Below are 21,420 nucleotides of genomic sequence, written 5' to 3' on the forward strand. Positions count from 1 at the left end.
ATGCAACATGTAAAGTTATTATTTCTCGCTGTTCTCACCCTGGGTCTTGTGGGATGTGGAAGCGGTTCGTCTTCCTCCAACTCGAACGATGGAGCGCCTGCGTCCTACGTCCCGCCTGGAGAGAAGGACGACTACTATCTCTTTTATTCCGGCGGCCACTCCGGGCAGGTCTTCGTGGCTGGCATGCCGTCGCTTCGTGAGATCCAGACCGTTCCGGTGTTCACGCCCTCGCCGGGGCACGGCTACGGCTTCAGTAAGAAGTCAAAGGAAATGATGGGCGAGTACCGGTGGGGCGACGTGCACCACCCCGGCCTCTCGAAGACCGACGGCACGTACGACGGCCGCTGGCTCTTCGTGAACGACAACGCCAACAACCGGGTGGCCCGCATTAGCCTTCGCGATTTCCGGACGAAGCAGATCCTGGGTCCCATTCCAAACTCCATGGGGAACCACGGGTCCTCGTTCGTGACGCCCAACACCGAATATCTGCTTGTGGCGACTCGCTTCTCCGTTCCACTGCCGAAGGGAAGTCACGCCCCGGTGGAGACGTACCAGGAGAACTTCAACGGCATCGTGAGCGGTGTGGACATTGACCAGGAGACCGGGGAAATGAGCGTAGGGTGGCAGGTGAAGACGCCACCGTTCAACTGGGACCTTGGCTCCACTGGTAAGGGCCCAAGCGACGGATGGGCGTTCTGGACCTCCTACAACACGGAGATGGCCCACGACTCTTTGGAGATCAATGCCAGCCAGCGTGACCGCGACTTCGCCGCGTTCGTGAACTGGGAGCGCGCCGAGGAGGTCGTGCAGAACCAGGACGTGAACACCCGCAACGGCGTCCCGCTCATCGACCCTGCGGAGCACGAGGGCGTCATGTACTTCGTCCCGGTGAGCAAGTCGCCTCACGGCATCGACGCGTCCCCGTCGGGCCGCTGGATCGTGGCGTCGGGTAAGCTGCAGCCGACGACCACCGTGTTCGACTTTGAGCAGGTGAAGACGGCCATTGAGAATGAAGACTTCCAGGGCGAATTCCGTGGCGTGCCCGTGCTGAACTACGACAGCATCGTCGAAGGGGAGGTGCCGGTCGGGCAGGGACCGCTCCACACCCAGTATGACGGAGAGGGCAACGCGTATACCTCGCTCTTCATCGAGTCGGCTGTGGCGAAGTGGTCGCTGCCGCCGTGGGACGAGGAGACGAAGCAGGACATGAGCCAGGCCGTGACGGACAAGATCAACGTCCACTACAACATCGGCCACCTCGTGATCCCGGGCAGTGATACGAAGGAGCCGTACGGCGATTGGCTCGTGGCGATGAATAAGCTCAAGAAGGATCGTGGCCTGTCGGTCGGGCCCGAAATGCCGGAGACGAGCCAGCTCATCGACATCTCGGGCGAAGAGATGGAGATGATCGAAGAGGACTACACGGCGCCCGAGCCGCACTTTGCGCAGGCCGTACCGGCGGACGTGATCGATCCGATCGAGGTCTATAAGCAGGAAAACAACGATCATCCCGAGGCGCGATGGGAGCCGGAAAACACGGGTGTGACGCGCAACGGCGATCAGGTGACCGTCCACATGATCTCGAAGCGCAGCCAGTACTACCCGGACAAGGTTGAAGTGGAGCAGGGCGATGAGGTCACGTTCCACCTGACGAACATCGAGCAGGTGTCGGACATGATTCATGGCTTCGGCATCGCTGAACACAACATGAACGGCGTGGTCGCTCCCGGCGAGACGAAGACGTTCACGATCACGGCCGATAAGGCAGGCGTTTATCCGTTCTACTGCACCAACTTCTGCTCGGCCCTTCACCAGGAGATGCAGGGATACCTGGAGGTCAAACCGCAGTAAGTGTGTAAGGATGGACGTGTGGATGTATGGAGGGGGCGGTGCCCTCCACATCCACGCCTCCATATGTCCAACCATTCACACCTTCAAGCATTATGCTCGACTTTCTCAACCGCATTCCGGATCTGCTTGACCGACGCGTGCCCGACAGCGGACGGCTTTTGCTCGTTGCGGGTGCCGTTATGCTTGCAGTTTCCATCTTTCTGCCGCTGTGGCAGATTCACCTCGTGGCGCCGCAGTATCAGGAAGGGCTTGATCTCTACATCCACAGCCACAAGCTGGAAGCAGGCAACGAAGGCCAGGATCTGACCGAGATCAACAATCTGAACCATTACATTGGGATGGCACCGATCGAGGAGGAAGACTTTGCGGAGATGACCTTTATCCCGTTTCTCCTCGGCGCCTTTTCACTGCTGGCCCTTCGGGCCGCGTTCTTTGGCACTGTGAAATCGGTGGTCGACACCCTGGTGCTGTTCGTGTACTTTGGGGCGTTTTCGATGTGGCGGTTCTATTACCAGCTGTACACCTATGCTCACAATCTAGACCCGAGGGCGCCGATGGACATCGAGCCATTCACGCCGATTCTGATCGGGTGGAAGAAAATCGCAAATTTCACGCAGTACAGCTTTCCGCGGGAGGGATCGGCCCTGCTGCTTCTGACTGTTCTGTGTTTTGCCGGAGCCATCTGGATGGCCGTCCGTCAAGACCACGCTGCCTACGAAGAAGAGTCGGAGCCCGAATCGGCCACGGCCTAAGAGACTGTTTTGGGTTTTGAGCGGGTTGAGAGTCGACGAGATATTTCGCAGGGAGTGGAGGGCCGTCCGTTGCTCAACAGGCGCCCCCGTTGGATCGCGACGATATGCAGTCGTTGGGCTCTGCCTGAACTGCCATCGTGTGAAATCAAAACAGTCTCTAAGCGCTCCCCACTGAACATGTCGTTGGACGTTTCCCGCTGAAACGTTCAACGCGCCAACACAAAACGATGAGACTCTTTCTGGCACTTACGTTCGGATTCCTCCTCGGGATCGGCCCCGTGCTTGCTCAACCGTCGCTGCAAGATCGAATCGACGCGGCGGCCCCCGGCGACACGATTATTGTGGATGGGGGCGTGCACACCGGTCCGTTCGCGATTGAGACGCCGCTCGTGCTTATGGGGCAAAACCGGCCGCACCTGCAGGGGCAGGACTCGACGCACGTGGTTACGATCACCGCGAGCGACGTGACGATTCAGGGCGTCCGGATCACCGATTCAGGCAAGCAGCTCGGCCAGGACCACGCGGGCATTATGGTGAAGGGACATCGGGCCACGATCCGCGACAATCATTTGGCGGACGTGCTCCACGGCATCTACGTGAAGGGAAAAGATCGTGCCGTGATTACCGAAAATCGGATCGAAGGGCCGCCGACCATTCCGCGACGGCTCACACCCGAGGAGGCCCGGTCGTATTCCGACTGTTCGGTCTCGCCAGAGGGAGGGACCTGCGAAGTCCCGCTCGCGTCCCCCCAGCGGGGCAACGGCATTCACCTGTGGAATTCTGTTCACAGCACCATTACGCACAACACGGTTCACCACACGCGCGACGGCACGTACTTCTCGCACTCCGACCACACCTACGCCGCGCACAACCGCATTCACGACGTCCGCTACGGGCTGCACTTCATGTACTCGGACGACAACGCGTTCGAGCACAATACCTTCGTCGACAACGCCTCGGGGTCGGCGCTCATGTACTCCGACGGCATTGACGTACGGCACAATGTCTTCCGTAACAACCGCTCGCAGCGCGGCTACGGACTTCTGTTGCAGACGATGACGAACGGGCGCTTCGTGGACAACCGCCTGGTTCAAAACGGTACGGGCATTTATCTCGAAAACAGCACGCGCAATGTCTTTCGGAAAAACGTGGTGGCCGCAAATTATCGCGGCCTGCGAATGACAGGGAGCTCGATGGAAAACCGATTCGGGCGGAATCTCATTCGCGGCAATCTGCACACGGCCGCCGTAGCCGGCATGAGTGAAACGAACGAGTGGGAGATTGATAATGTCGGCAACTATTGGGGTCCTCGCGGCCTGCTGGACTTGAATTCCGACGGGATCAGCGAAGTCCCCTATCGTACGGTGGATCTGCTTGGGGGACGGCGCGAGGAGTTTGCCTACGTCGACCTGCTGGCCGGGAGTCCCGGCCTCACGTTGCTGGAGGAGGCCCTGCGCCGCGTTTCGTCGCTCGACATTCCCAGTATTGTCGACGAACGTCCCCTCGTGCGACCGCCGGTTCGTCTGTCGGGGGCAGCAGAAAGCACGCGCGCCGTCGGGCTCGCGTTCGTACTCGCAGTCGGCCTCATTGTATTGTGGAGGTATAGCGTTATTCAGCATCGTTAGGGGGAATCAGGCTTAGAGTACAGAATCGGGACCGGCGTCCGATGTCGTTGTCATCAACTCGTTCGAATAACGCTATATCATCATGATTGAGGGCACGAATTTGCACAAGTCCTTTGGCGAGCACACCGTCCTGCACGACGCATCGTTTTCGGTCGAGGGAGGGACGATTGCCGCTCTCATCGGCTCGAATGGGTCAGGCAAGACGACGACGCTGCACGTCCTGGCGGGGCTAGTGACGCCGGATGCCGGGAGCGCGTCGGTGAATGGCGTCGACGTGACGACGGCCCCCACGGCTGCGCAGGAGCATCTTGCATTTTTGCCGCAGGACGTCCGCTTTCACGACGCACTCACGCCGCGACAGGTGCTTCGCTTTTACGCTGGCCTCCGCTCTGGACAGGACGAGCCCAGCTCGTCAGGCAGAGGGGCCCCCTCCAGACGAAGCGCCGAGCGCCTCGAGGCATTGTTGGAGCAGGTGGCCCTTACCGACGCGGCCGACAAGCCGACGGGCGACCTGTCCGGCGGCATGCGACAACGGTTGGGGATTGCCGTGATGGAGTTGGCCGACGCCCCGGTGTTGCTGCTCGACGAACCGGCCCTGAGTCTCGACCCCGAGTGGCGGACCTTCCTCATGAGCCGCCTCCGCGCCCACGCCGACGACGGGGCCGCGGTGCTCTTGGCCACTCACCTGCTTGACGTGTGGACGCCCCTCGTGGATCGCGTGCTCCGCTGCGAGAATGGGCAAATCCGAGAAGAGACCGCCCCGTCTTCTGTTCCCGAAGACGTACCAACAGCGTCTCCCTCGTGAGCAGTATTGCGTAGTGCGTATTGCGTATCGGTCAGGTCGAAGGCCACGAAATACGCAATACGAAATACGCAATACGAAATACAAACCGATCTTCGATTCTCGATTCCTGAAGTCGTAATGCCTCGATCCCAACTGCCAGCCTCAGTCTACCGGTCGGTTCTTCGCCGCGAGGTCACAACCACGTTCCACAACCGGTTCGTGCAGATTTTTGCTGTTATCGTGATTGGGGGCAGCATTGCCGTGGGGGCCCTCAGTGGGCGGCCGTCTGCTCTTCCGTTCGGTCTCCTGCTCCTGTTCCTCTACGTGGTGCCCCTCTTCGGTCTGCTCATTGGCGTCAGCTCAGCCCACGAGGAGCGCGACGAACGAGCGTTTCTCTGGAGCCAGCCGGTGCCGCGATCGGTCTACGTGCTGGGCAAAACGGCAACGCTGGTAGGGGCACTGGTCCTCGTGTTGCTCGCGGCCCTCGGGGCAGCGGCAGTGGAAGGGGCGCCCCTCGGGGCCTTAGCGTTGCTGTGGGGACTTGGGGGGGCGCTCGTGCTGGTGAGCGTAAGTGCGGGCCTGACGGTGGGGCAGTATACGACCGGACGGGCCCGCGGACTCATGATGGCCCTTACGATTTGGTTTGGGGCGTTTGCCCTCTATGACGCCGTGGCCCTGGTCCTCTCTGGGGTCGATGCTGTACAAAACCTTCCGGCCTTCTGGGTCGGCCTTCTGCTGCTGAATCCGGTTGATGCGGTGCGCCTTACCGGCCTCTTTGGGCTCGAAAATGTGCCGTTCTCGGCGCCGGGCGAGGCGGCCTGGATGGCCGACCTGCTGGCGTGGCTTCCGGCGTGGACGGCGGTGCTTACGATCGCCTGGACGGGGGGGCTGCTCCTGCTCGCATGCCGCCGCCTCCGGCGGATGGATCTATAATTTCAGCAGGGCGAACGTCTACGGGGGCATGACATCGTTCACAAGTCACAAGACCCTATACGTATGGCTCATGACCCACGATTTCTCCATTTTGGTTTTCCAGCACGCTTGGATCGGCCCCCGTCAACGGGAAGCGTCAGTCTTCATGACTGAGCTGCCGCAGTCCCTGCACGTCCGTGAGGGCGATTTTCGACGACTCACTTCGGATGAGGTCCTTCTCTTCGAGTGACCGCAGCGCTCGGGAAAGCGTTTCGGGGACTGTTCCCAGTTCGGCGGCCAGCACGGACTTCGGAATGTCGAGGTTGAGGGTAGGCGGCGTGTCGGGATCGTCGGGGACCGTGGGCACCTGCTCTACAAGATGACGCGCCAAGCGCTCCTGTACGTCCTGCAGCGACACGGCGTCGAGCTGGCGCACAGCCTTGCGCAGGCGCTTGGCCATCTGGGCGAGCATGTGCAGCGCCGTGCGCGAGTTCGACTCGATAAACGACAGGAAGGCGTCGGCAGGAAAGAACAGGAGGGTACTGTCGGTCAGCGTTTCGGCCGTGGCCGGATAGGTGGGGTTCGGCTGCTGCTCAAACAGGGGCACCTCGGCAAACGACTCCCCGGGTCGCATGACATGCAGCACCAACATCCGTCCCTCCGGGCTGAGCCGATAGATGTGGACGGTACCGTCCAACACCAAATAAAATCCCTGATGCGGATCGCCATGCTGAAACACAATCGTGCCCGACGCTACCGTTTGCACGCACCCCAACTCGATGAGGGTTGCCCGATCCTCCGCAGAGACGCCCCCAAAGAAATCGTGGTCGGCCATCGCGGCCTCGATCTGGTCGCGGGAAAGGGCCATACGCGGAGAAGTAGACAAAAGAGTAAGCCCATTTCGTCCTCGATAGTATGAAATGTTGACCGCTTCCACAACCGTTTCTCCCAACTCGCATCCGGATCCTTCAGGATATGTCCGCCTCTGCCCCCAATGCCCTCGACGTTCGGCCCCTGGAACCACCGCGCAAGTCCACGACGGTGCTCGCCACGTTCGACCGGCTCGATCGGGGGGAGTCCTTCATTCTCGTAGACGACCAGGACCCGATGTCGATGCGCTCGTCCCTGGAGGAGAAGCATCCGGGAGAGGCCCAGTGGAGGTATCTCCGAGACGGGCCGTACGTGTGGCACGTCCGCATTCGTCGACGGGCTGCCGGCCAGTAGGACGCGAGGGAGTAGGCCGGGTCTTGGCCGGGGGCGGGGCGGGAGCCGTTACGGAGATCCGGGGCCGCGCTCCTCGGGCTCGACCGAGCTCTCAAGGCCAGTCATCTTCAAGCTCAAGCGCCAAAGGCGGGCGGCCGCCTTCTCGTCGTAGGCCTCCGGGGACGGATTGATCGCCTCCATTTCCTTGAAGTATTGTCCCGTCACCCCCTCCAACTCGCGGGAAGCGGCAAGATAGAGCACGCTTTCGGCGCCTTCCTCGGGCGTTTTGTAGAGCCAGGTGAAAAGCCGAGCCAGACGGGAGAGCCAATCCGAGCCTTGCCACAGATTGGTGGCCACCACTCCCGGATGCACACAGTTGGCCGTGACTCCAGTGTCGCGCAGGCGCCGGGCCAGCTCGTGCGTAAACAGGATGTTGGCGAGCTTCGACTGGCCGTAGGCCTGCACCATCCCGTAGCTGTTTTCCGCATTCAGGTCGTCGAAGTCGATGCTGGTGCCCCGATGGGCTTCGGAGCTCACCGTGACGACACGGGCCTCGCCGACTCGGCCGGCCGCTTCCTTGAGCAGCGGCAACACAAGATGGGTGAGCAAAAACGGCGCGAGGTGGTTCACCGCAAAGGTCGTCTCGATGTCGTCGGGCGTCTCTTCACGAGAGCCGAGCAACACTCCAGCATTGTTGATGAGGACGTCGACACGATCATAGTCCGCCCGCAGCGATTCCCCGAGGCGATACACCTCGTCCTGCACGCCGAGGTTGGCGATGCGCAGGTCGGTCGCGTTCGCCTGGCTGGGCTGTGCGTTTTGGGCCACGGCCTGAATTTCGGCCTGAGCGTCGCGGCCGCGCTCTTCATTGCGGCAGACCATGACCACGTGTGCGCCGAGCCGCACAAGTCCCTTGGCGGTCTCTTTGCCGATGCCGGAATTGGCACCGGTCACGACGCAAACGGTGTCGTGCAGATCCTTCAGGTCCAGTTGAGCCACCATAGACGCCGGAGGTCAGTGAAAAGGCGCGGCCAACCGCGGCCGCCCGAACGGGCAGACGACTGTCGACGTTACACCTTCAAGGTAAGTGCGCTCCGAAAGGCCTCGACGTTTTCGGCGACGGATTGGTCCCCTCCGTAGATGGCACTGCCGGCCACCAGCACGTCGGCGCCCGCCCGCAGGAGGTCCATGGCGTTGCCGGGGTGGACCCCTCCATCCACCTGGAGGTGGGCATTGGAGCCGAGGGCGTTGAGTTGTCGGCGCAGGTGTTGGATTTTGCCCTTGGACTGCGGAATAAACGACTGCCCGCCGAAGCCGGGATTTACGGACATGACGAGCACAAGATCAGCCAGGGGGAGAATGCTTTCGAGGTGGCCGGGCGGCGTGGCGGGATTGAGGGCGACCCCAAACTCGCACCCAGCGTCCCAAACCTGCTGGGCAACGCGATGGAGGTGTGGGCACGTTTCTACGTGCACGGTGAGAAGGTCGGCCCCCGCCTCCGCGAAGGCGTCCACGTAGTCCTGTGGCTCCTCGATCATGAGATGCACGTCGACCCGGGCATCGTGCTCTCGAGCGACCGGTGCGAGGGCGCGAACCACGTCGGGGCCGAACGTGATGTTGGGGACGAAGTGGCCGTCCATCACGTCGAGGTGAAGCCATTCGGGGCCGGCCTCTAGGGCTTCGCGGGCACAAGCGGCGTACCGGCCGGGATCGGCGGCGAGGATAGACGGAGCGAGGATGGGCATGGTTGAGGGCACGGGCATGAGACCGAAGGGGGCGGCGACGGAAGGTGCGTAGATTCAAGGTAACAGACGACTGGGATGAACCAAAAGGCCCCAGTCAATATTTCGGTGAAAGGCTGGAAGCGCCGAACGACCGCGTTGGCAGAGGAGGCTTCTTGCCCAAACTTCTCGCATGATTTTGGTATGCAAGTTCTCCATCGGCCGACAGCCCAGTAGCCCTTCGGGAATATTCTCTCATGAACTGGTTCGCTTCTCTCTTTTCGTTTGGACAAACGAGCGAAGCCGTCTCGTCTAGTGCGGAGCCTCCAAGGACAGATCGTATACGGTCGAGGGAAGGGGCGAGGACCTCGTTGGGAGAGCTGTCGTGGGAGGCAGTGTGGCAGCTGTTTCTTGCACCGGCCTCGTACGAAGAAAAGGATCGATTCCGAGAGGGCCTCCTCGACGTTGCGTGTTTGGGATTGCGCTGGGGAGGAATCGTTGGAGTGGGGGGCGTTCTTGCTTACGGAGTCGTGAACCTTTTCGTCTTACGGTATACAGTTTCTTGGTCCTACGGTGCCCTTGGCGTTAGTGGGAGCGATATGTTCATTCCTACCCTGCTCCTCGTTGCTGCTGCCTACGGAGGATTGATTGTCCTTGCGATCCGTCGGTGTACGCTTCCCACTGCCCGCCTGGCCATGGGGAGCGTCGTGCTACTCAGCGTAGGCCTCGTGGCATACGACGGCGCCCGCACAGGAGGGCGAATTACCGACTACGTCGGGTTGATCTACCTTATTGGGGTGGCGGCGGTCCCCTATCGACCGTGGCAGGTGCTGGGGCTCGGCCTCGGCCTGTCGGTCGTGATCGGCGGGATCGGAATTCCAAATCCCGTGGTCGGCACCATCGGCAATGGGCTTTCCGCCATCTACTCCCAACTCACGTTCGTCGGAATTACAGCGGTGCTCCTCACCGGGATAAGTGCAGTTCTGTATCTCCGTCACTGGGAGCGGATTCGTTCCCAGGAAGCGCTGGCAGAGAGTCGGCAGCGCTTTCGAGGCGTATTTGAGGAGGCCGGGCTCGGCATTGCGCTCACGACGGAAACCGGAACGGTGATTGAGGCGAATCCAGCCCTCGAATCGATGTTTGGGGTAGAGGATGGGGGGCTCGATGGATGCCACTACGCCGAGCTTTCGCATCCGGACGACCTGGAACAGGAACGCGCTCTGTACAAAGCGCTCCGTCGGGGCGAAACCGACCAGTATCAGCTCGAAAAGCGCTATATCCGCGATGACGACTCCGTCTTTTGGGCGCATCTGACCGTGTCCCTCCGACGGGGCCCGAACGGGCCGCAGATTATCGGCCTTATCAAAGATATTGACGCCGAGAAAAAGCGGAAGGAACGACTCCGACTCTTCCGGAAGGCGCTGGAGCAGGCTCACGAGGCCGTGGTCATTTCAGAGCACGAAGCTACTGCGGGCGTCGGGGCGCCTATTCTTTATGCCAATCCGGCGTTTACGGACATGACCGGATATGAGCCCGAAGAGGTCATTGGGGAATCGCCTCACCTTCTTCGGGGGCCGGATACGGAGCCCTGGGTACTCCAGCAGCTGCGGCGTCGAATAAGGCAGGGACGGAATTTTGAAGGAGAGGCCATCAACTACCGAAAAGACGGCACTCCGTTCGTCAACCGATGGAGCTCGGCGCCGGTGCGAGATGAGAACGGCGACATCACGCACTGGGTGTCCGTTCAACGAGACGTGACCAGCAAGCGACGGATGGACCATCGGCTCCTCGAAGTGCAGGATGAGGAGCGCCGTCGCATCGACGAGGAGATTCATTCGGAAATGGGCGGACTCCTGGCCACCCTGCAATTCGCGGTGAGCCGTGCTCGCATGGCGACCAGTGGATCCCCTGCTGAACCGCTCGACCGTATCGTGGAACTGGTGGACGATCTTTCAAACATTACCCGGAGCATTTCCCGGCGTCTCTACCCCGGGGAGCTCGACGATCATGGGCTGATGGGGGCATTGTCGTCACTGGTGCGCCTTCTGGACGAGCAATACGGTCTCACCGTAGAGATGGAGAGTGCCCTCGATGCGGACGAACGCTTTCCATCCCTCGTTGAAGTCACTGCGTATCGGGTGGTGCACGAGGCTTTGATCAATGTTGTGCAACATGCCCAGACCGACACGGCGTACGTCCACCTTTGTGCACATGCGCAAGAGCTTCATCTCCGCATCATCGACAACGGGCAGGGATTCAATCCGGGCCGGCAGAGAGAAGCCACGTATGGACTGGCGGGAATGCGCGAACGAGTGGGGCGGCTCAACGGCGAACTGGAGATTGATGCCGAGCCTGGAGAAGGAACCCAAATCGCAGTCACTCTTCCTCTCACGGTCCTTCCCGACACGTGAGGTGGTCTCCGCGTTCGGTCCGACACGCTTCCAGCAGCGGGAATAACCATCCTCGGCATCTGGTATAAGTTTTATCGTCTCGTTCTGTCTTCAGCGCCCAGCGAACATGTGGTTTCGGGACGCGTGTCGGTAATTGGGGCATCCTTACTTCGTGTTTTCGTCCAATTGTGCAGCCACCACATTCTGGGACGGGACGTTAGAATTGTCGAGTATGTGTGTCTACAGTATGCGTCTTCTCCGGTGCGTCCATCTGTGCCGAGTTGTGTGAGACGGATTTCTTGTCTCAATGCTGCATGGATGGGAGCTTCCATCGAGCGAAAGGGCCGCACCAGACACGAAACCGGAGCCTTTTTTCGGAACGAGGACGCCCATTGAGAAGTGTCGTTGAGACGCTGATCCCGGGGTCGGTGGTTTCCAACATTCTGATCCCGAGCACTTCTCCTCCGTTGCTCACGGTTTTTTTGCTCCAATGCCTCGGTCCCCACATGTCTTCGGACGATTCTCTTTCTCCTCCGAAACCGCTGCCCTGGTCCGATCACGCCCTGGAGCATCTGTGCGAGACGCTCCAAGCCACCGCTCAGAGCTACGGGTTTTCGCCGCGCCGCACTGATCGGTACGAGGCCTGGATTCTGGCCTTCTTGTCCTGGAGTGGCGAACGGGTCTCCTCCGACGCCGCTGCGCCCACTGTCGATCCGAGCGACATTGGGGCATTTCGGAACGCCCTTCGCACTCGGACCGACACCACGACGGGAGAGATCTACGAGGCCATGGATGCCCTTTCGTTTTTGTTTGGGGCCGTCGCTCGGGCAGACGAGTCGCTCACGATCCTGCCCGACGGTGTTGCCTTCGAGCCCGAAGAGCCGTCGCGGACGTCCCACAAGGCCGACGCGTCGTCCGACGGCCTTCGCACCCTTCAGGTCGGATGGCATCAAGAGTCGACCGCCGCTGTTTCAGAAGCAACGTCCGATTCGGCGCCCCGCCCGTTGGAAACGCCACCAGACAACCGTGCGGCCGATTCCCGGGCCGACGATCAAGCGTCGTCTTCCTCCGCGTCTACCGCCGAGACGTATCTGCAGGAATACCAGATGCAACTTGAGGCCCTTCACGTGTCCGATTCGGACGCCGATGCAGATGCGGACTCGGAATCTCGACGTGAAGAGGGAGCGTCATAGACGCATTCTGAGATGAATCTCACGCCACCGCCACGGATTGCTACGGAGTCGAGGCCGACCGCTTTCCCTATCAAGCGACATCCCTTTACTTGGAGAGTCCATTGAGGACCGGTCCCTGCCGATCGATTGTACGCTCGTTCCGGACTCCGATTTCCCTACCGAGTATGTGTGGCACTGAGCGTGGAGGGCAGGTTCTCATGGGCGGACGGGGGCGAGACGGATCGTTCCAACGCGCTCCTGCATCGCGATACGGTGTCCTTTTTTCTTTCGCGGATCGGAAGACGCACAAATGATTCCAGGCCCGTCCCGCATTGTACTTGTCTTGCTCTTTAGCCTGGCCATCACGGGCCTTCTGGGATGTGCGGGGGCGCCCGAGACGACCACGCCGGTGGAGGCCCCTGCAGACTTTTCGAGGTCCGGAGCCCAGAGCGTGCCGGATCGGTGGTGGACGACCTTCGAGAATGAGTCGCTCAACGCTCTGGTCGACAGTGCCACGGCGTCAAACTTTTCCTTGCGTACCGCGTGGGAGCGGGTGCAGGCGGCCCGGGCGGTGGTCGACCGCGAGTCGGGCGCCCTGTTTCCGGACCTGCAGGCTCAGGGACAGGTGCAGGCAACCCGGTCGGAGTCCGACATCGAAGACGGAGAGGAGTTTAGCGCCGGCCTCAGTTCGGCGTACGAATTGGACCTGTGGGGGCGCATTCGGTCGCGGGTACAGGCAGAGCAGCTGCGGGCCCAGGCCACGGCGGCAGATTATCAGGCCGCGGCCCTGTCGCTCTCCGCCGAGGTGGTCCAGACCTGGGTGCAGCTTGCGGAGGCACGGAGCCAGCGTCGGCTTGTGCAACAGCAGATCGAGACGAACACGACGGTTCTCAATCTGCTGGAGAACCGTTTCGAGACCGGGCAGATTCGGAGCGTCGATGTCCTACGCCAGCGCCAGTTGCTCGAGTCGACGCGCGAGCAGCGAGCGGTCGTCGAGTCGCGAGCGGAGGTGTTGGAGCACCGGCTGGCCGTACTGCTAGGACGTTCTCCGCAGGAGGGAGTGGAAGCAGTGCCCGACAGTTTGCCTTCTCTGCCTCCCCTTCCGGAAACGGGCGTGCCGACCGATCTAGTACGCCGACGTCCAGACGTGCGAAGTGCCTTCCGGCGCGTGCAGGCTGCGGACCGGGATCTTGCGGCCGCCATCAGCGACCAGTATCCGCGACTCACCCTTTCGGCCTCGGCCTCCACTGCCGCCGAAAGTGCACAGGACCTGTTTCAGACGTGGGCATACTCGTTCGCGGGCAACCTGCTTGCCCCGATCTTTCGGGGAGGAGAGCTGCGAGCGGAGGTGGACCGCACGACCGCAGTGAAGCAGCAGCGGCTCTATGAGTACGGACAGACGATCCTCACGGCGTTTCGAGAGGTGGAAGACGCCCTTATCCAAGAGCAAAAACAGCGGGAGCAGATCCGACGCATCGAGCAGCAGATCCAGCTGGCCCAGCAGTCCTACGAGCAGCTTCGGGTTCAGTACCTCAATGGCACTGGCGACTACCTTGATGTGCTTACGGCCCTCGACGAGGTGCAGCAGTTGCGCCGGGACCGCCTGTCCGCTCGGCTGACGCTCGTGCAGGATCGTATTGCGCTCTATCGGGCGCTGGCAGGGGGATTCGACACGGAGCGTGAGTAAATCCCTGAATGGACCTTGGACTCATGACGAGCCAATTTCCCTCAGTCCGAAAGCAAGCGCCTTCGACACGCAACGTTTAACGTTTGTACGTTGCAAGATAACCGGAGTCGCAGGCATGGCATTGGCTCCTGGCGTCAACACTCTGAGCGAGAAATAGACCAACGCTTTCACGGCATGAACTGGAAACGGACCCTTCTCCTCTGCCTCGGGATTCTGGGGGTGGGGGGCATCATTACGACACTGATCTTTGTTACCGAGCCCGCCGCGCAGCGTACGGGAGCGACACGGGAGACCGCTATGCTTGTGGATGTAACGACGGTGGAGCGCGATACGGTGCGGCCAACGGTAGAAGCAATGGGCACGGTGCGCCCGGCCCAGGACGTCGTGATGAGACCGCAAGTAGGAGGCAAGATTATTCGCCGATCGCCCTCCTTCACGCCCGGCGGCTACGTGGAAGAAGGGGATACCCTGCTTCAGATTGACCCATCGGACTATCGGAATACCCTTCAGCAGCGGCGGAGCGACCTGCGCCAGGCGGAGGCGGACCTCACCCTGGAGATGGGACGCCAGGACGTGGCCCAGCAGGACTACCAGCAGCTGGGCGACACGCTGAGTGGAGCGAACAAGGATCTCGTCCTCCGACGGCCTCAGCTCAACTCGGCGCGCTCGCAGGTGGAGTCGGCCGAGGCCGCCGTGCAGCAGGCCCGACTGAACCTCCAGCGCACGACCATAACCGCCCCGTTCGACGCCCACATCGTGAGCCGCAATGTGAACGTGGGCTCGCAGGTGGGGCCGGGCGACGAGCTGGGGCGCCTCGTGGGACTGGACACCTATTGGGTGGAGGCGACCGTGCCGGTATCGAAGCTCCGCTGGCTCACGGTGCCGGGCGATGGGGAGTCGGGATCGCCCGTTCGCATCCGCAACCGCACGGCGTGGGAGGAAGGGGCCGTTCGCACGGGCGAAATGTTTCGGGTCGTGGGGGCGCTCGAAGATCAGACGCGTATGGCGCGGGTCCTGGTGGAGGTGCCGGACCCGCACGCCTACGAGTCAGAGAATGCTGACGGGCCGCGTCTCATGATCGGGTCGTACGTGGAGACGCAGATGCAGGCCGAGACGTTGGAGAATGTGGTGCGTCTAAACCGCGATTACGTGCGCGAAAACGAAACGGTGTGGGTCATGGAGGACAACGCCCTTCAGATCCGAGACGTGCGTATTGTCTTCCGCGACGCACAGTATGCCTATATCGAAAGCGGCCTCAACGACCAGGATCAGGTCGTGACCACCAACCTGAGCACGGTGCGCGACGGCGCCCCGCTCCGCCTGGAGGGCTCCGAGGAGCAGCCGGTGCCCGAGCCCGCTCAGTAGTAAAGCCGTCCCGGCGGGACGGCTCGACTCATGCTTTCCTTTGCGAGATCCTCCCAGTCCCATGAGTAGTGCTCCCAGCGACACGTCCGACGCGGACCGCGAGTGGAGCGGTCCTATCGCCTACATGGCGCAGAACTCCATCGCCGCTAATCTGCTGATGGTGATCCTGCTTGCCGGCGGTCTCTTCACGGCGTACACCATGCAGAAGGAGGTTTTTCCGCAGTACCAGCTGGACGTGGTGCAGGTGAGTGTGGTGTATCCGGGCGCAGCCCCGGCAGAGGTAGAGCAGGGCATCCTGCGGCCTGTAGAGGAGGCCATCCGGGGCGTAGAGGGCATCAAGGAAGTGACCTCCACCGCCGACGAGGGGCGCGGCGAGGTCTCGATCGAGCTGGTGGCCGGCACCGATCGCATGAAGGCCTTTCAGGACATCAACCAGGCCGTCAATCGGATCCGCACGTTTCCCGACGACATCGAGGAGCCGGAGGTGCAGCTTCAGTCGAACCAGCGGGAGGTGATGGCGATCGGGCTGTACGGCGATACCGACGTCTGGACGCTCCGCAAACAGGCGGAGAACGTGCGCGACCGTCTGCTGAGCAACGACGAAATCACGCAGGTCGAGATCGGGAACGTACCGGACTACATGACGCACGTCGAGATCCCGCGGAACCGGCTGCGGGAGTACGACCTTACGCTGGGCGAGGTGGCCAATCTCATCGCGCAGTCGAGCGAGGACATTCCGGCGGGGGCGGTGGAGACCAACGCGGGGGAGATTCTGCTTCGTATGAAGGAGCGGAAGCAGTGGGCCGACGAGTACGGCAATATCGAGTTGATTCCGTCCGAGACGGGGAGCAGCGTACGGCTTGCGGACCTTGCCACCATCACCGACGGCTTCGAGGAAACGGGCTTCCACGGAAAGTTCAACCGCCAGAACACCGTCGACCTTCAGATCTACCGGATTGGCGACCAGTCGCCCCTCGACATCGCGACCGCCGTCAAGAGCGTGTTGGAAGAAGCCGAGACGGCCTTTCCGCCCGGGGTGAAGTACCGCATCGATAGCAACGCGGCGGCCGATTATCAGCAGCGCCTATCTCTGCTGGTCGAGAATGGAATCATCGCCATCATCATCGTCCTCCTCATCCTGGCGCTTTTTCTGGAGTACCGGCTCGCGTTCTGGGTGATGATGGGCATGGCGATCTCGTTCATCGGGGCGTTCCTCTTTCTGCCGATGGCGGGCATCAGCATCAACATGATTTCGATGTTCGGCTTCCTGGTGGTGTTGGGCATCGTGGTGGATGATGCCATCGTCGTGGGGGAGAATGTCTACGAGTACCGGCAGCAGGGCATGGGGAAGCTGCAGGCCGCCATCCAGGGGGCGCGCGACATGGGCAAGCCGGTCACCTTCGCGATCATAACGAACATCATCGCGTTCCTGCCCCTGCTCTTCATCCCCGGCACCACCGGAAAGTACTGGTGGCCCCTCCCCGCCGTGGTCATCGTGGTGCTCGCCGTCTCGCTGCTGGAGGCCCTCTTCATCCTGCCGGCCCACCTGGCCCACACGTCGGAGGGAAATCGGTTCGTCATTACCGCAAAGATTGAGCGCTGGCAGCAGGCCTTTGCGCGCCGCTTTAATCACTTCGTGGACACGTACTACCGTCCGTTCCTGGAGCTCTGCCTCCAATTTCGCTACGTGACGATCAGCACGGCGGTAACCCTGTTGCTGGTGGTGGCCGGGTACGGCTACAGCGGCCACATGGGGATGATTCTGATGCCGGAGGTAGCTGCCGACGAGATTGAGACTGGAGTGTCGTTGCCTGTGGGCACCACGCCCGACCAGGCCGGGGCAGTGGCCCGAGACATCGCCGACGCGACCCACAAAATGTTCGAGGAGAACAACCTCGACCGCGTAGCCGAGGGCATCAAGGCCAACGTGCGGGGCCAAAGCTTCATCGACGTGGAGATTGTGATGAAGCCGCCCACCGAGCGCGACATGACCGCGCAGGAGGTCATCGAGATCTGGCGCGACAACATCGGCGACATTAAAGGCGTGGATCAAATGACGTTCGAGGCCGAGCGGGGCCCCGCCGGGTACCTGCCCGACATCAGCGTTGACCTCAGCCACTCGAACATCGACGTGCTGGAGGAGGCGAGCGAGATGTTCGTACAGCGAATGGAGTCGTACGCAGCTACTCGCGACGTGAATGACAACTACAACCGCGGCAAGACGCAATTCGACTTCACGTTGCTGCCGGAGGGACGCCGACTCGGCCTCACGCCCGAGATGGTGGGCCAGCAGGTGCGCAACGCATTCTACGGCGCCCTCGCCATGCGACAGCTGCGGGGCACGAACGAGATCGAGGTACGCGTGAAACTGCCCTATCCCCAGCGCAAGGACCTGTATCACCTGCAGGACTTCGTCATCCAGGCGCCGAACGGTACGGAGGTGCCGCTGATGGACGTGGTGGAAGTAGAGGAAGGGGAGGCCTTCACCACCATTAACCGGCGGGACGGGCGACGCGTCGTGTCGGTGAGCATGGACGCCCAGCCCTCGAACGCTGTCGGGCGCGTGCTGGAGTCCATTCAACAGGAGGAATTGCCGAAGCTGCAAGACCGCTTTCCGGGGCTCACGTGGAGCTTCGAGGGGAGCCAGGCCGAGATGCGGGAATCGACACAGGCCCTCTGGGGAGGATTTGCCCTCGCGATGTTCGTCATTTACGCCTTGTTGGCCATTGCCTTCAGTAGCTATCTGCAGCCGATCATCGTGATGGGCGCCATTCCGTTCGGCATTGTGGGGGCCGTCATTGGCCACATCGTGCTGGGCTATGACCTGTCGCTCGTCAGCCTGATGGGCGTGATTGCCCTCTCCGGCGTGGTTCTCAACGACTCGCTCATCATGATTGACTACGCCAACAAGAAACGGGACGACCATTCTGTCTTCGACGCCATCCACGAAGCAGGATTGCGGCGCTTCCGGCCCATCATTCTCACCACTCTCACGACGTTCGGTGGCCTGACGCCGATTATCTTCGAAACGTCGAACCAGGCCACGCAGCTCATCCCGATGGCTATCTCGCTCGGGTTTGGGATCGTCTTTGCCACCTCCATCATCCTGGTGCTCGTGCCCTGTCTCTACCTGATTCTGGAGGATCTGGTATCGGCAGTGCGAAGCGGATGACGGGGACGTACGTCGGGGCGGTCATATTTTGAAGGAGAATTGATTCTGCCTCCGGGCCCTCATCCGTAGGTTGGGCGTCGCTGTGAAGAGAGGCTATAGCAAAGCGTCCCCTTTATGCCCGAAATCGACGCCGTACAGCTCAACTTCAGTGCCCAGAACCTCCTGCTGCTCAACGTCAGCCTGGGGTTCATCATGTTCGGCGTCGCGCTGAATTTGACGACGGAGGACTTTGCGCGGCTCGTCCGTAACCCTAAACCCGCGCTGGTGGGGGTGGCCTCCCAGTTTTTGCTCCTTCCGGTCCTCACGTTTGGGCTGGTGTGGGTCCTGCGTCCTACCCCGAGCATTGCCCTGGGCATGATCCTGGTTGCCGCCTGTCCGGGGGGTAACATCTCCAACTTCATGTCCATGAACGCGCAGGGCAACACCGCCCTCTCCGTTACGCTCACGGCCGTCTCTACGGTGCTCGCCATCGTTTTGACTCCGATCAACCTGTCGTTCTGGGGCGGGCTCTACCCCCCGGCGGCGTCGATTCTCACGACGGTCGACGTGTCGTTCTGGCGTGTCTTCAAGACGGTGACGCTCATTCTAGGCTTCCCGATCGTGCTGGGCATGTCCGTCCGCCACGTTGCCGAAGATCTGGCGAAGCGCCTCTGCCAGGGAATGCAGGCGCTCTCCATCGCGATTTTCGTCATTATCGTGATTTTTGCGCTCCGGGCCAACTTTGACTATCTCATCGGGTATCTCGGGGTCGTCTTCGACCTGGTGCTGCTCCACAATGCACTGGCCCTGGCCGCTGGGTACCAGCTGGCGTACTGGGCCCATCTGCCGGTCCCGGACCGGCAGACCCTCGCGCTGGAAACGGGCATCCAAAACTCAGGGCTCGGGCTGATCCTCATCTTCAATTTCTTCGACGGGCTCGGAGGGATGGCGGTGGTGGCCGGCTGGTGGGGCGTATGGCACATTCTGTCTGGACTCGGGCTCTCGTTCTATTGGCGCTCGCAAAAATCCCCCTTCTTTGCGCCACAATGGACGTGAGCCCATCACCTGCTCGTTCGTCCTCGTTCTTGTATCGCAGAGCAACAGTCCATCGTGAAATCCCTCGTGTATCGCATCATTGGGCACCTGGTCCGCTGGACGAGCTGGTGGACCTTTAGTCGAGTAGAGGTTCGGGGAATGGACCGCGTGCCGTGGAAGCAGCCCTGTGTTGTGTCGCCCAATCATCAGAATGCCTTTCTCGATGCACTGCTGGTGGGGGCGTTTGCGCCGGTGAAGATGACCTATCTGACCCGGGCGAGCGTGTTTGGGTCGGTGTTTGATTGGCTCTTCGACGCTTTGCAGATGGTGCCCATCTACCGACGGCGGGACGGCTTTGGGAAATTGTCTCGCAATGAACAGATCTTTGCCGAGCAGCGCGAGAAGCTTCGCGCTGGGGAGTCCCTGCTGATGTTCTCAGAGGCCGAGCACGCTCTTACCTATCACCTGCGCCCCCTGAGCAAGGGCAGCTCCCGCTTCGCGCTGGAAACGCAGGAGGCCATCGAGCGAGACGTTCAGGTCGTCCCCGTAGGCATCAACTATTACCACCACGAGCAGCTGGGCTTCAAGGTGTCCGTTGTGGTCGGCGACCCGCTTCCGGCGCGCGACTATGTGGAGGAATATCGGGCACACGAGGCCAAAGGCATCAACGCCCTGCGCACGGATCTCGCCGATGCGATGAAAGACTGTATGCTGATCCCCGAGAAGACAGACGATTACGAGACGCGGGTTGACCGCATCAATCGGAAAAACGAGGATCTACCGTTTCCTGAGATGAAGCAGGCCCTCCAGACGCCCGAAGAACTTGAGGAAAAAGGCCCGTACCGCTCGGGGATGGAGACGCTGGCGTGGGCGATCAGTCCCTTGAATATTGGGCCCCTGTGGCTTGAGCGATTTCTGATGCAGCGGATCGACGATCCTGTATTCGTGCTTTCCCTCAAGTTTGCCGTTGGGATGTTTGCGTGTCCCCTCTGGTGGCTGGGCCTCTTTGTAATGGGAACGGTCATTGCTGGTCCAGTGACGGGAGCAGGGGTTACAGGCTTGGCTGTGCTCACGATGGCGCTCCGGATTCTCCTTCTCCGGTACGCGAACCCGCCGCACGAACTCAACAAAGGGGAAACGCTTCGGTCGTGACTCCCGATCCGCTTCTTGCCTCCCATGCACTCTACAACGTCCTTTGGTTTTCCATCGTCACAGAAGTGATCGGCGCACCGATCCAATCATGCACGTTCCCCCATTGCGGTGGCTACGACGCTGCACGGTTGTGTACCAAGGTTCTCGGTCATCTTATCCCACAACCATGGAAACTCTGCCAAGTGCTTGTTAGGGACTAAACCTTACTTCACATTGATTTTATCGACCAAAGTTGGGAGGATACCTTCGATGATGACAAACCGGGCCTCCATGTCTCTTTAAAACCATCGTAATCGTACAGGGCTTACGAAAATTCTTAACAGAAGGTCATCCCGCACCCCGATGCGGGATCTCAAGCGGACTTTCAACTGATTTCCGGAGAGATTCCGGATCAGGCACACTAGTGTGCCAGTCCGGAATGACGTGCCGGTTTTGCGTAAGTCCTGTCGTACTTAGAACGGCTTGTGCTATAGTGTAAGATATGTGCGCTCCCGGAAAGTAAGATCCTGCCAAGAAAAACAGCAACCTCGTCGCTCCAGACTTGATCTGGAGCCCATCCATCCGATAGTCAAAGCCTGACCGTACTTTGGATAGGCTCCAAGTCGAGCTTGGAGCGACGG

The 21,420-nt window shown here is 61.0% G+C and carries 16 protein-coding genes; 13 read left to right on the plus strand and 3 right to left on the minus strand.

What is annotated here, in order from left to right; translation table 11 throughout:
- From nosZ to BSZ35_RS11415, 5 genes are all read left to right on the plus strand, one after another.
- Nucleotides 1-1,851 (plus strand): Sec-dependent nitrous-oxide reductase, encoded by a 1,851-nt coding sequence (gene nosZ / locus BSZ35_RS11395; RefSeq protein WP_258096197.1) that lies wholly within the window; start codon nucleotides 1-3, stop codon nucleotides 1,849-1,851.
- A gap of 92 nt (nucleotides 1,852-1,943) precedes the next feature.
- Nucleotides 1,944-2,603, plus strand: coding sequence for a hypothetical protein (locus BSZ35_RS11400; protein WP_105012553.1), 660 nt, complete (start codon nucleotides 1,944-1,946; stop codon nucleotides 2,601-2,603).
- Between the two features lie 227 nt (nucleotides 2,604-2,830).
- Nucleotides 2,831-4,228: a NosD domain-containing protein gene (locus BSZ35_RS11405; RefSeq protein ID WP_105012554.1), complete on the plus strand. Its 1,398-nt coding sequence runs from the start codon at nucleotides 2,831-2,833 to the stop codon at nucleotides 4,226-4,228.
- A gap of 82 nt (nucleotides 4,229-4,310) precedes the next feature.
- Nucleotides 4,311-5,033: an ABC transporter ATP-binding protein gene (locus BSZ35_RS11410; RefSeq protein WP_105012555.1), complete on the plus strand. Its 723-nt coding sequence runs from the start codon at nucleotides 4,311-4,313 to the stop codon at nucleotides 5,031-5,033.
- Between the two features lie 117 nt (nucleotides 5,034-5,150).
- Complete coding sequence (locus BSZ35_RS11415; RefSeq protein WP_105012556.1) at nucleotides 5,151-5,945, plus strand: ABC transporter permease subunit; 795 nt, start codon at nucleotides 5,151-5,153, stop codon at nucleotides 5,943-5,945.
- A 136-nt stretch (nucleotides 5,946-6,081) separates the two neighbouring features.
- Here the strand turns inward: BSZ35_RS11415 and BSZ35_RS11420 are convergent, their stop codons facing one another.
- The gene (locus tag BSZ35_RS11420; protein ID WP_146110064.1) at nucleotides 6,082-6,810 is read right to left on the minus strand and encodes a Crp/Fnr family transcriptional regulator; all 729 of its coding nucleotides are present in this window, start codon (nucleotides 6,808-6,810) and stop codon (nucleotides 6,082-6,084) included.
- An 89-nt stretch (nucleotides 6,811-6,899) separates the two neighbouring features.
- On the opposite strand from BSZ35_RS11420, the gene BSZ35_RS11425 reads away from it, so the two are divergent.
- A complete protein-coding gene (locus BSZ35_RS11425) occupies nucleotides 6,900-7,148 on the plus strand; it encodes a DUF2249 domain-containing protein (RefSeq protein WP_105012558.1) in 249 nt (82 codons plus the stop codon).
- 48 nt (nucleotides 7,149-7,196) lie between these two features.
- Here the strand turns inward: BSZ35_RS11425 and BSZ35_RS11430 are convergent, their stop codons facing one another.
- Both BSZ35_RS11430 and rpe read right to left on the minus strand, forming a co-directional pair.
- Complete coding sequence (locus tag BSZ35_RS11430; RefSeq protein ID WP_105012559.1) at nucleotides 7,197-8,129, minus strand: SDR family oxidoreductase; 933 nt, start codon at nucleotides 8,127-8,129, stop codon at nucleotides 7,197-7,199.
- 68 nt (nucleotides 8,130-8,197) lie between these two features.
- Nucleotides 8,198-8,872, minus strand: coding sequence for a ribulose-phosphate 3-epimerase (gene rpe / locus BSZ35_RS11435; protein ID WP_105013818.1), 675 nt, complete (start codon nucleotides 8,870-8,872; stop codon nucleotides 8,198-8,200).
- A 575-nt stretch (nucleotides 8,873-9,447) separates the two neighbouring features.
- Between rpe and BSZ35_RS11440 the strand changes: the two genes are divergently transcribed.
- The 7 genes from BSZ35_RS11440 (at nucleotide 9,448) to BSZ35_RS11470 (ending at nucleotide 20,800) form a co-directional block, all read left to right on the plus strand.
- Nucleotides 9,448-11,259, plus strand: a complete 1,812-nt coding sequence (locus BSZ35_RS11440) for a PAS domain S-box protein (RefSeq protein WP_181149311.1) — start codon at nucleotides 9,448-9,450, stop codon at nucleotides 11,257-11,259.
- Between the two features lie 485 nt (nucleotides 11,260-11,744).
- Nucleotides 11,745-12,431 (plus strand): hypothetical protein, encoded by a 687-nt coding sequence (locus tag BSZ35_RS11445; RefSeq protein WP_105012561.1) that lies wholly within the window; start codon nucleotides 11,745-11,747, stop codon nucleotides 12,429-12,431.
- Between the two features lie 289 nt (nucleotides 12,432-12,720).
- Nucleotides 12,721-14,097: an efflux transporter outer membrane subunit gene (locus BSZ35_RS11450; RefSeq protein ID WP_105012562.1), complete on the plus strand. Its 1,377-nt coding sequence runs from the start codon at nucleotides 12,721-12,723 to the stop codon at nucleotides 14,095-14,097.
- Between the two features lie 174 nt (nucleotides 14,098-14,271).
- Nucleotides 14,272-15,462: an efflux RND transporter periplasmic adaptor subunit gene (locus tag BSZ35_RS11455; RefSeq protein ID WP_105012563.1), complete on the plus strand. Its 1,191-nt coding sequence runs from the start codon at nucleotides 14,272-14,274 to the stop codon at nucleotides 15,460-15,462.
- A gap of 61 nt (nucleotides 15,463-15,523) precedes the next feature.
- Nucleotides 15,524-18,634, plus strand: coding sequence for an efflux RND transporter permease subunit (locus BSZ35_RS11460; RefSeq protein WP_105012564.1), 3,111 nt, complete (start codon nucleotides 15,524-15,526; stop codon nucleotides 18,632-18,634).
- Between the two features lie 114 nt (nucleotides 18,635-18,748).
- A complete protein-coding gene (locus tag BSZ35_RS11465) occupies nucleotides 18,749-19,669 on the plus strand; it encodes a bile acid:sodium symporter family protein (protein WP_105012565.1) in 921 nt (306 codons plus the stop codon).
- Between the two features lie 54 nt (nucleotides 19,670-19,723).
- The gene (locus BSZ35_RS11470; protein ID WP_105012566.1) at nucleotides 19,724-20,800 is read left to right on the plus strand and encodes a 1-acyl-sn-glycerol-3-phosphate acyltransferase; all 1,077 of its coding nucleotides are present in this window, start codon (nucleotides 19,724-19,726) and stop codon (nucleotides 20,798-20,800) included.
- Nucleotides 20,801-21,420 lie beyond the last annotated feature (620 nt).

This window comes from Salinibacter sp. 10B, assembly GCF_002954405.1.
In the GTDB taxonomy this organism is placed as follows: domain Bacteria; phylum Bacteroidota; class Rhodothermia; order Rhodothermales; family Salinibacteraceae; genus Salinibacter.